The organism is Kineococcus glutinatus (assembly GCF_039542765.1).
GTDB lineage: Bacteria > Actinomycetota > Actinomycetes > Actinomycetales > Kineococcaceae > Kineococcus_A > Kineococcus_A glutinatus.
In genome coordinates this window covers 1-9,312 of sequence record NZ_BAABIL010000402.1, presented here as the reverse complement: position 1 = coordinate 9,312, position 9,312 = coordinate 1, and the positions used below count along the sequence as shown (strand labels likewise).

10 protein-coding genes and 1 pseudogene are annotated in these 9,312 nt (G+C 77.0%); 2 read left to right on the top strand and 9 right to left on the bottom strand.

The window, feature by feature from the left end:
* Together ABEB16_RS14665 and ABEB16_RS14660 are read right to left on the bottom strand one after the other, a co-directional pair.
* A pseudogene (locus tag ABEB16_RS14665) lies at positions 1-342 on the bottom strand (hypothetical protein); the annotation flags it as partial.
* A gap of 120 nt (positions 343-462) precedes the next feature.
* Positions 463-2,100 carry a DUF349 domain-containing protein gene (locus ABEB16_RS14660; RefSeq protein WP_345712978.1) on the bottom strand — a complete coding sequence of 546 codons (1,638 nt, stop codon included), beginning with the start codon at positions 2,098-2,100 and terminating at the stop codon, positions 463-465.
* A gap of 119 nt (positions 2,101-2,219) precedes the next feature.
* Here ABEB16_RS14660 and ABEB16_RS14655 point away from each other — a divergent pair, with 119 nt between their 5' ends.
* On the top strand, positions 2,220-2,906 hold the full coding sequence (locus ABEB16_RS14655) for an MBL fold metallo-hydrolase (RefSeq protein WP_345712977.1): 687 nt from the start codon (positions 2,220-2,222) through the stop codon (positions 2,904-2,906).
* Positions 2,907-2,936: 30 nt separating this feature from the next.
* On the opposite strand, the gene ABEB16_RS14650 is transcribed toward ABEB16_RS14655, so the two are convergent.
* The 4 genes from ABEB16_RS14650 to ABEB16_RS14635 all read right to left on the bottom strand — a co-directional run bounded on the left by ABEB16_RS14650 (position 2,937) and on the right by ABEB16_RS14635 (position 5,792).
* Positions 2,937-3,206, bottom strand: a complete 270-nt coding sequence (locus ABEB16_RS14650; RefSeq protein WP_345712976.1) for a hypothetical protein — start codon at positions 3,204-3,206, stop codon at positions 2,937-2,939.
* A 131-nt stretch (positions 3,207-3,337) separates the two neighbouring features.
* Positions 3,338-4,090, bottom strand: a complete 753-nt coding sequence (locus ABEB16_RS14645) for an ABC transporter permease (protein WP_345712975.1) — start codon at positions 4,088-4,090, stop codon at positions 3,338-3,340.
* 60 nt (positions 4,091-4,150) lie between these two features.
* A complete protein-coding gene (locus ABEB16_RS14640; RefSeq protein ID WP_345712974.1) occupies positions 4,151-5,113 on the bottom strand; it encodes an ABC transporter ATP-binding protein in 963 nt (320 codons plus the stop codon).
* Between the two features lie 40 nt (positions 5,114-5,153).
* Positions 5,154-5,792 carry a PadR family transcriptional regulator gene (locus ABEB16_RS14635; RefSeq protein ID WP_345712973.1) on the bottom strand — a complete coding sequence of 213 codons (639 nt, stop codon included), beginning with the start codon at positions 5,790-5,792 and terminating at the stop codon, positions 5,154-5,156.
* A 134-nt stretch (positions 5,793-5,926) separates the two neighbouring features.
* Here ABEB16_RS14635 and ABEB16_RS14630 point away from each other — a divergent pair, with 134 nt between their 5' ends.
* Positions 5,927-6,550, top strand: coding sequence for a cytidylate kinase-like family protein (locus ABEB16_RS14630; protein ID WP_345712972.1), 624 nt, complete (start codon positions 5,927-5,929; stop codon positions 6,548-6,550).
* A 43-nt stretch (positions 6,551-6,593) separates the two neighbouring features.
* Here the strand turns inward: ABEB16_RS14630 and ABEB16_RS14625 are convergent, their stop codons facing one another.
* From ABEB16_RS14625 to ABEB16_RS14615, 3 genes are all read right to left on the bottom strand, one after another.
* Complete coding sequence (locus ABEB16_RS14625) at positions 6,594-7,214, bottom strand: hypothetical protein (RefSeq protein ID WP_345712971.1); 621 nt, start codon at positions 7,212-7,214, stop codon at positions 6,594-6,596.
* A gap of 152 nt (positions 7,215-7,366) precedes the next feature.
* Positions 7,367-8,566, bottom strand: coding sequence for a molybdopterin-synthase adenylyltransferase MoeB (moeB, locus tag ABEB16_RS14620; protein ID WP_345712970.1), 1,200 nt, complete (start codon positions 8,564-8,566; stop codon positions 7,367-7,369).
* A partial coding sequence (locus tag ABEB16_RS14615) for a thiazole synthase (RefSeq protein WP_345712969.1) occupies positions 8,563-9,312 on the bottom strand: 750 nt, incomplete at its 5' end. The genes moeB and ABEB16_RS14615, both read right to left, overlap by 4 nt.

Here is a 9,312-nt window from a genome sequence, read left to right as displayed (position 1 = left end):
CGGTCGTGCCCGGCCACCGGTGCGGCCCAGGGCGGCCGTCACCGGCACGGGCGGCTCACCACCGACGTGCAGCCAGGTGGCGGCCGCCCCCACGACGACCGCGCCGGCGGGCAGCAGCAGGGCCAGGGCCCGCGCCCGCCCCTCCCGGTCCAGCCGGACGTCGGCGGCGACCACGACCGGTCCCACCACCTGCCGCAGCAGCCCCTGCTGCAGCCAGCGGCGGCACTCCGGTTCCTCCTGCGCGGTGGGCCGCCACGGCCGCGTCACGTCGGGGGCGCGGTGGGCGAGCAGGAGGGCGTCGAGCGGGTCGGCGGGGGCGACGTCGAGGACGGGGGTGCGCACGCCACCCACCCCACCGCACCAGGCGCCGGCCGCGGGCGCGGCGGGGGCCCGGCTGTGGACACCGCGGCCCGGCACGCTCGCTGTGGACGAGCGGGCCGGGCCGCGGGGTGCGAGGCGGGATCAGCCGGTGACGTCGCGCAGCGTGCCGCGCGCCTGCTCCAGCCACTCCTGCCGGGCCCGCAGGGCCTCCTCCGCGCGCTTGAGCCGGCGGGCGTCGCCGCGGGCCCTGGCCGCCTCCACGTCGGCCTGCAGGTCGCGGATGCCGGCCTCCAGCTGCGCCACGACGCCCTGCGCGCGGGCGCGGGCCTCGGGGTTGCTGCGCTTCCAGCGCTCCTGCTCGGCGTCGCGCACGGCGTTCTCCACCGCGCGCAGCCGGCCCTCGACGCGGCCCAGGTCGGCCCGCGGCACCTTGCCCGCGGCCTCCCAGCGCTCCTGGATGTCGCGCAGCGCGGCCTTGGCGGCGCCCAGGTCGCGCACCGGCACCAGCGCCTCGGCCTCGACGAGCAGCTGTTCCTTGACCTGGAGGTTGCCGCGGAACTCCTCGTCGACCTGCTCGTTGGCCGCCGTGCGTGCCGCGAAGAACGCGTCCTGCGCGGCCCGGAAGCGCGCCCACAGCGCGTCGTCGTCCTTGCGCGCCAGCCGCCCGGCCGCCTTCCAGCGGTCCATGAGCTGGCGGTAGGCGGAGGAGGTGCCCCGCCAGTCCGTCGACGTCGACAGCTCCTCGGCCTCCGCGACGAGCTTCTCCTTCTCGGCGCGGACCGAGCCGCGCTGCTCGTTGAGGGCGGCGAAGTGGTGGCGGCGCGCCTTGTCGAAGGCGCTGCGGGCGTGGCTGAAGCGCTTCCAGAGCTCCTCCTCGCTGCGCTTGTCGAGGCGCCCCTCCCGCTGGGCGGCCTGCCACTGCGCGAACAGCTCCCGCAGCCGCTCGCCGGCGCCCTTCCACTGCACCCGCTCGGGGTCCTGCGCGGCGATCTGCTCGGCCTCCTCGACGATCGCCGTCCGGAGCGCCCGCAGCCGTTCGCGGTTCTCGTGGCGGAGGCGGTCGGCCGCGGCGCGGGCCTCCTCGGCGATCGTCGCCAGGGCCTCCACGCGCGCGGCGAGGCCGTCGACGTCACCGACGGCGCGGGTCTCGGCCACGGCGGTCCGCAGCGCCGCGACGCCGGACACGATGTCCTTGCTCGACAGCTCCGTGCTGCGCAGCCGCTGCTCGAACAGGTCGACCTGGGCGACGACCTCCTCGAACTTGCGCACGAAGTAGGCCAGCGCCTCCTCGGGCGAGGCGCCGGGGTACTGGCCGACCTCGTGCTCGCCGTCCTTGCGGCGGACCCACACGGTGCCGTCGGCGTCGACCCGCCCGAACGTCGCGGCGTCCGCGGACGACGTGTGCGCCGCGCCCGTCTCCGGGGACGGGTGCGGCACGCTGGCGGGGGTGGCGACGGGCGGCGCGTCCGCGACCGCGGGTGCCTCGTCGGCGGGTGCCTCGTCGGCGGGTGCCTCCGCGGCGGGTGCCTCCGGTGCTTGCGCGGCGGGCGTCTCCGCCGCGGCCGGCTCGTCGGTCGTCGGCTCCCCGCCGTCCGGCGACACCGGGTCCGGGACGGGGGCCTCGGTCGTCTCCGCCACCGTCTCGGCGGCGGGCGCGCCGGGCACCTGCGCGGTGGCGGCGTCGACCGGCTGCGGTCCGGGTGCGGTCGGGGTGCCGGTCGCTGCGGGGGTGTCCTGCACGTCCGTGGTGGACGCCGGCTCCTGGGATGGCTCGCTCACGCGGCAGAGTCTAGGTGCCAGGCCCCCCGTTCGGCTCAGCGCACTGCGCTCGGTACAGGCCGGATGGCGTTGCGTGCCGACACCGGGTGACCGCCCGGGGAGGTCGCTAGGGTGCCCCGGTGCTCGCCCTGGGGTTCCCCGCCGCCGCGTTCGGCACCAACTGCTACGTCCTGGCGCCCGCGGCCGGCGAGGAGTGCGTCGTGGTCGACCCCGGGGTGGGTGTCGAGGGGCCGCTGGTGGACCTGCTGCAGCGGTACCGGCTGCGCCCCGCCGCCGTGCTGCTCACCCACGGCCACCTCGACCACGTCTACGCGGTCACCCCCGTCTGCGGCGGGTACGGCATCGCCGCGACCGTGCACGGCGCCGACCGCCACCGCCTCGTCGACCCGGTCGGCGGCCTCGGCCCGGCGCTGGCGGCGGCGCTCGCGGCGGAGTTCGGCCCGCTGCGCTGGCAGGAGCCCGACGACGTCGTCACGGTGGAGGACGGGGCTTCGCTCGACGTCGCCGGCCTGGCCGTGCGGGTGGTCCACGCCCCCGGTCACACGGAGGGCTCGGTGCTCTTCCTCGTCGAGCGCCCCGGCGAGGCGGACCTGTGCCTGGCCGGGGACGTGCTCTTCGCCGGGTCCATCGGGCGCACCGACCTGCCCGGCGGCGACCACGGGGCGATGCTGCGCAGCCTGCGCGAGAGGGTGCTGCCCCTGGACGACGCCGTGGAGGTGCTGCCCGGGCACGGGCCGGCCACCACGATCGGCGTCGAGCGGCGCACCAACCCGTACCTGCGCGCGCTGGTGGGCGGGTCCGGCTGAACCCGCCCACCGGCGGTGGCGGTGCGCCGGTCAGGAACCGGTGGGGGTCACCCCGAACATCAGCGTCCGGCGCTCGATGTCGTAGTGGACGTCCTTGGTGTTGACGAGCAGGTCCTGCAGGGCGTCGGCGTCGTCCGCGGAGATGGTGAGCACCTCTTCCCACGCACCCTCGTCGAGGACGAGCTGCAGGGTGTAGGTGCCGTTCTGGCCGGGTTCGCCGGCGACCCAGCTGAACTGGTAGTGGCTGAGCTGGCGCACCTTGATGGTGTTGTCGTTGGCGGGCTGGGGCACGCTGGGCACGGTCTCTCCTCCCTGGGGGCGCGGGACCTCGTCGCCCGCGCTCGCTGCGCCCTTACCCCGTCCGGCCCGCGGGATGCACGTCCCCGGGTGGCCGGCCGCTCGGGTGTCCGGGCGCTCAGGTGTTGGGGCGCTCAGGTGTTGGAGCGCTGGAACGCGCGGGTGCCCCACGCGGCGAGCAGCGCGGTGAGGGCGACGGTGAGCCCCGCGCCCCACAGCACGCCGGGGTCGGTGACGTCGCCGCGGAACAGCGCGCGCATCCCGGTGACGAGGTGGGTGAGCGGGTTGACGTCGGAGACGTGCCGCAGCCAGGCCGGTGCCAGGGTCATCGGCAGCAGGACCCCCGACAGCAGCAGCAGCGGCAGCGAGACGCCCTGCACGAACGGGGCGAAGGAGTCCTCGTCGCGCAGGATCAGCCCCATCGCGTAGGAGGCCGCGGAGATCCCGGCCGCCAGCACGCACACGAGGGCCAGGGAGAGCAGGACCCCGCCCCAGGCCGGGCGCAGCCCGAACGGCACGGCCGCGAGGACGAGCAGGACGGCCTGCACGCCCAGCGTCACGACGTTGGACAGGCAGCGCCCCAGGATGAGGGACGACCGGCTGGCGGGGGTGACGCGCTGGCGGTCGATGACGCCCTCGCGCAGTTCCTGGATGATGCCGAAACCGGCGAAGCCGGCGCCGAAGATGACGAGCTGCAGCAGCAGCCCGGGCACGAACACCGACCAGGCGCCGTCACCGCCGAGCCCGCCACCGCGGACGTTGGTGAGCAGCGGGCCGAACAGGGCGAGGTAGAGGATCGGCTGGGTCAGGCCGAAGAACACCCACACGGGGTTGCGCAGCAGGCCGCGCATCTGGCGGGTGAACACGACCCAGGTCTCGGTGGCCACGTGGTGCCTCCTGACACGGGTGGTGGGCGGGGCTGGCTCGGGGCGGGTGGTGGGTCCGGCTCAGGCGGCCGGGGCGGTCTCCTCGCGCAGCGAGCGGCCGGTGAGGGTGAGGAACACGTCGTCGAGGGTGGGGCGGGCCACCGAGACCGTGCGCAGCGCGAACCCCTCGGCGTCCAGGGCGCGCAACAGGGGCGCGACGGCGAGGTCGCCCCGCTCGACCGTGAGGTGCAGGGCGTCCGCGGAGGTGCTCGCGCCGCGCAGGGGCAGCGCCCGGCGGGCGACCTGCTCGGCGCGGTGGAGGTCCCCGTCGACGTGCACGGTGACGACGTCGCCGGCGACCTGGGCCTTGAGCGCGTCGGGGGTGTCGTCGGCGACGACCTCGCCGTGGTCCATGACGACGATGCGGTCGGCGAGGGCGTCGGCCTCGTCGAGGTAGTGGGTGCTCATCAGGACGGTCGCGCCGGAGACGTCGCGCAGGGAGCGGATGTGCTCCCACAGGTTGGCCCGGCTCTGCGGGTCCAGGCCGGTGGTGGGTTCGTCGAGGAACACCAGCTTCGGGTCGTGCACGAGGCCCAGGGCGACGTCGAAGCGGCGCCGCTGCCCGCCGGACAGCTCCGCGAGGGCCCGGGCGGCGAGCCCGTCCAGGTCCAGGCGCGGCAGCAGGGTGCGCAGCCGCTCCTCGGCGGCGGCGCGCGACATCCCCTGCAGCCGGGCCTGCACGACGAGCTCCTCGCCCAGGCGGGTGCCGGGCGCGGGGGTGGCGCCGATCTGGGCGACGTAGCCGATGCGGCGGCGCACCTCGCGGGGCTGCGTGCGCAGGTCGGCGCCGGCGACGGTGGCCTCGCCCGACGTGGGGGCGAGCAGGGTGGTGAGCATCCGCAGGGTGGTGGTCTTGCCGGCGCCGTTGGGCCCGAGCAGACCCACGATCTGGCCGGCGGCCACGTCGAGGTCGATGCCCCGCACGGCGTCGACGGTGCCGGTCTTGGTCCTGAAGGATCGGGTGAGTGCGCGTGCTGTGATCACGGTGGTCTCCCTTCCGGACCACCACGTTAGTCAAGTTTGACTACACGTCAAGGCCCTCGACGGGACCCAGCACCCCGCGGCCGGGACCGAGGTCGGCGGCGCCGGGCTCACCGGCGAGCACGTAGGCGCCGGCCTGCACCCGCCTGAGCAGCGCGCGGGTCCAGTCGAGCTCCCCGCGGGTGTGCGCGGCCGCGAACTCGAACACCTCCCGGGCGTGCTCGGGGATGTCGCCGTCGGCGCCGGTCGCGCCGTCGCGGACGGTCTCCCGCACGAAGCGCAGCTCGTCGAGCTTGGCCCCGAGCTGGCTGATCCGGGCGGTCAGGGCGGCCACCAGCTCCTCCCGCGCCATGAAGGGCATGAGGCACAACGCCCCCAGGAACGGGACGGTGGGGCTCGTCGCGTGCCACCAGTGCGCCCGCAGCAGGACCTGGAACTCCTTCTCGCCCTCACCGGTGAGCACGTACCGGGTCCGCTCGGGCCGCCCGCCCCCGCCGCCCTCCCCGTGCAGGGCGAGCAGGCCCTCGCGGTGCATCGTCTTCAGCGCCGAGTAGACGGAGCCGGGCTTGACGTTGGCCCACTCCTCCAGCCGCCAGGACAGCAGCTCGCGCCGCACGTCGTAGCCGTGCACGGGCTGGGCGATGCGGACGACCCCGAGGACGAGCAAGCGCGTCGACGACATGGCCCCACGGTAGTCAGCTTTGAACACCCCTTCTGCACACGCGCTGACGTCGCGGTCGGCGCGGGCCGGGGGGCCGGCACGTCGTGCCGGCGCTCGGCGTGACGCGCCGGGCCGGCCGGAGGACCATCGGAGGCGTGCCGGGCATCACGATCTCCGCGGGGTACGGCGCCGGGGGCGGCGTGGTGGCGCCCCTGGTCGCCGAGCGCCTCGGCTGGGCGTTCCTCGACCGGGCCGTCACCTCCACCGTCGCCGAGCGCCTCCACCTGCCCGTCGAGGAGGTGCAGGCCGGCGGCGGGCGCTCGCAACCCTCGCGGCTCACCCGGTTCCTCGCCAGCCTCTCCGCGATGGGCGCGCCCGCGCTGCCCGGCGAGGACGGCGACGCCCAGGTGCGCGTCGCGATGGAGGAGGAGATGTGCGCCGCGCTGCGCGGTGGCGCCGTCGTCCTCGGGCGCGCGGGGGCGTGCGCCCTGCAGGCCCGGCCGGACGTGCTGCGGGTGCGCCTGCACGGCCCGCCCGCGGCGCGCGTGGTGCAGGCGGCCCGCCTGGAGGGCGTCGACGAGGCCACCGCGCACCGGCGCATCGACGCCGTCGACGGGGCGCGGGAGGCGTACGTGCGCCGGCTCTACGGCTGTGGCGTGGACGACGCGGGCCTCTACCACCTGCAGCTGGACTCGACCGTGCTGCCCCTGCAGGCCTGCGCGGACCTCGTCGTCGCCGCGTGGCGGGCCTCTGGGCTCGGCGGCACCACCGGCGGTTAGCGCAGCCGGCGGACCGGCCGGCGACCCGTGGGGCCGCCGGGTCTCAGCCCTGGCGGGAGATGCGGGCCGCGGTGTGCGGGAGCAGGGCGAAGCCGTGCTGCTGCAGCAGGTCCGTCAGCTCCTGCAGCAGGCCGACGCTCCACTCGATGCTGACGTGCGCGGTGCCGTCCACGACGTGCAGCACCTCCACGTCCAGCTCCAGGTGGCCCTCGCGCTCGTGGACCGCGACGGTGCGGCGGACCTCCACCCCGGCGGGGTCGGAGCCGGCGTCGATGGCGCCGACGTACCCGCCCACCAGGGCGCGCACCCGCTCGACGTCGTCGGCCGACGCGGGGCCCGTCTCCTGCGGCGCCACCGGCGCGTCCTGGGCGGCGGGTCCGACGGTGGCGGTGTCGTCGGCGGGTGCAGCGGCCGCGGTGTCGTCGTCGGGTGCGGCGGCGGCGACCGCGGCGGCACCGGCGGGCGTCAGCCGCACGGGCAGCGTCCTGGCGGCGGTGGCCGGCAGCAGCTCCAGCAGCCCCAGCGCCGCCAGCTCCCGCAGCGGCTTGGCCTCCTTGCTGCGGAACTCCCACGTCGCCTGCCCCGAGGCGTGCCGCGCCGCGAGCACGCTCATCACGAGGTGCTGCGTCGCGGGCAGGGTGTCGACGGCGGTCGTACCGGACAAGAGCGGCCTCCCCGGGATGCGGACCGGCCCGTGGTGGGGCGGTGGCGGTGTGGACTCGGGGCACCCTACTGCCCGCCGGTGCCCCCGGCGCGCGCGGCGCCGGCACCGCGACCGGCCCCGCGACCGGCAGCGCGACCGGCACCGGGGCGGGGTCAGTAGCGGGGCAGCGAGGGGTCCACCTCGTCGACCCACGCCAGCACGCCGCCGCGCAGGTGCCGCCCCCGCCGGCGGCCGGCCGCCCGCAGCGCCGCGAGCGCCTGCGCCGACCGGGCACCGCTCTTGCAGTGCAGCACCACGTCGACGTCCTCGGGCACCTCGGCCAGCGCCTCCCCGGACAGCAGGCGCTGCAACGGGATCCCGACCGCACCGGGGATCGCGACGATCTCGCGCTCGGCGGGGGAGCGGACGTCGAGGAGGAGGAGCTCGCGCCGCCCCGCCGCCCGCTCGGCCAGCAGCCGCGCCAGCTCGGCGGCCCCGACCTCGGGCACCTCGCCGACCGCCTCCACCGCGCAGGCGGCGGGCTCCGGCGCTGCGGGCTCCGGCGCTGCGGCGCGCGCGGGGTCCGCGGCCACCGCCAGGCTGCGCCACGTCATCGCCAGGGCGTCCAGGACGAGCAGGCGCCCCAGCAGCGGCGTCCCCGCGCCGGTGACGAGCTTGACGGCCTCGGCGGCCATCACCGACCCCACCGCACCGCAGACGGCGCCCAGCACGCCCGCCTCCTCGCAGGAGGGCGCGTCCCCCGGCGCCGGGGGGCGGGGGAACAGGTCCCGGTAGCGCGGGCCCCGCGCGGCCCAGGAGACGCTGACCTGCCCGCCGAAGCGCAGCACCGCCCCCCACACGCAGGGGATCCCCAGCGCCGCGCACGCGTCGTCCACGAGGTAGCGGGTGGGGAAGTTGTCGCTGCCGTCGACGACGAGGTCGTAACCGGCCAGCACCGCGGAGGCGTCGTGCGGACCGAGCCGTCCGGGGTGCACGACGACGTCGACGAGCGGGTTCACCCCGCGCACCGCCTCGCGGGCGCTGTCCACCTTCGCCCGGCCCACGTCGGCGCTGCCGTGCACGACCTGGCGCTGCAGGTTCGACACCTCCACGGTGTCGTCGTCCACCACCCCGATCGTGCCGACGCCCGCGGCCGCGAGGTAGAGCAGCACCGGGGAACCCAGCCCGCCGGCCCCGACGACGAGGACCCGCGCGGCCTTGAGCCGGCGCTGCCCGCCGCGGCCGATCTGCGGCAGCAGCAGGTGGCGGGAGTAGCGCTGCACCTCCTCGGCGGTCAGGTCCGGCCCCGGCGCCACGAGCGGCCCGGGGACCTGCGCGGTGCCCGTCGCGGTGCCCGCAGCGGCGCCGGTCACGAGCCGCCGCCCGGGGACGTGCGCAGCGCCGCGCGCCCCTCCAGCGGGGAGGCGCTGTGGGCGTGGGAGCGGCGCGGGATGCGCCCGGCCAGCCGCGCCGCGCGGCCGGCCTCCCCCGCCAGCCGCATCGCCCGGGCCATGGCCCGCGGGTCGCGCGCCCGGGTCACCGCCGAGGCCAGCAGCACCGCGTCGCACCCCAGCTCCATCGCCAGCGCGGCGTCGGAGGCGGTGCCCAGCCCCGCGTCGAGCACGACGGGAACCCCTGCGCGGGAGGCGATGAGCTCGATGTTGTGGGGGTTGAGGACGCCCAGGCCGGTGCCGATCGGGGCGCCCAGCGGCATCACCGCGGCGCAGCCGGCCTGCTCCAGCCGCCGGGCGAGCACCGGGTCGTCGCTGGTGTAGGGCAGCACCGTGAACCCGTCGTCCACGAGGAGCTCGGCGGCGGTGAGGAGCTCGACGGGGTCCGGCAGCAGCGTGACGTCGTCGGCCACGACCTCCAGCTTCACCCAGTCCGTGCCCAGCGCCTCCCGGGCCAGCCGGGCGGTGAGCAGCGCCTCGGCGGCGGTGCGGCACCCGGCGGTGTTCGGCAGGACGCCGATGCCGAGGTCGCGCAGCACGTCGAGCAGCGAGCCGCGCGCGGTGGGGTCGACGCGGCGCATCGCGACGGTCGTCAGCTCGGTGCCCGCCTCGCGCAGGGCGTCGGCCAGCACGTCGAGGTTCGACGCGCCGCCGGCGCCGGTGATGAG

Bases quoted from the DNA above. Each gene is read 5' to 3' on its own strand.
- ABEB16_RS14635 (WP_345712973.1), bottom strand. From the start codon at position 5,792: ATGTCGTCGACGCGCTTGCTCGTCCTCGGGGTCGTCCGCATCGCCCAG.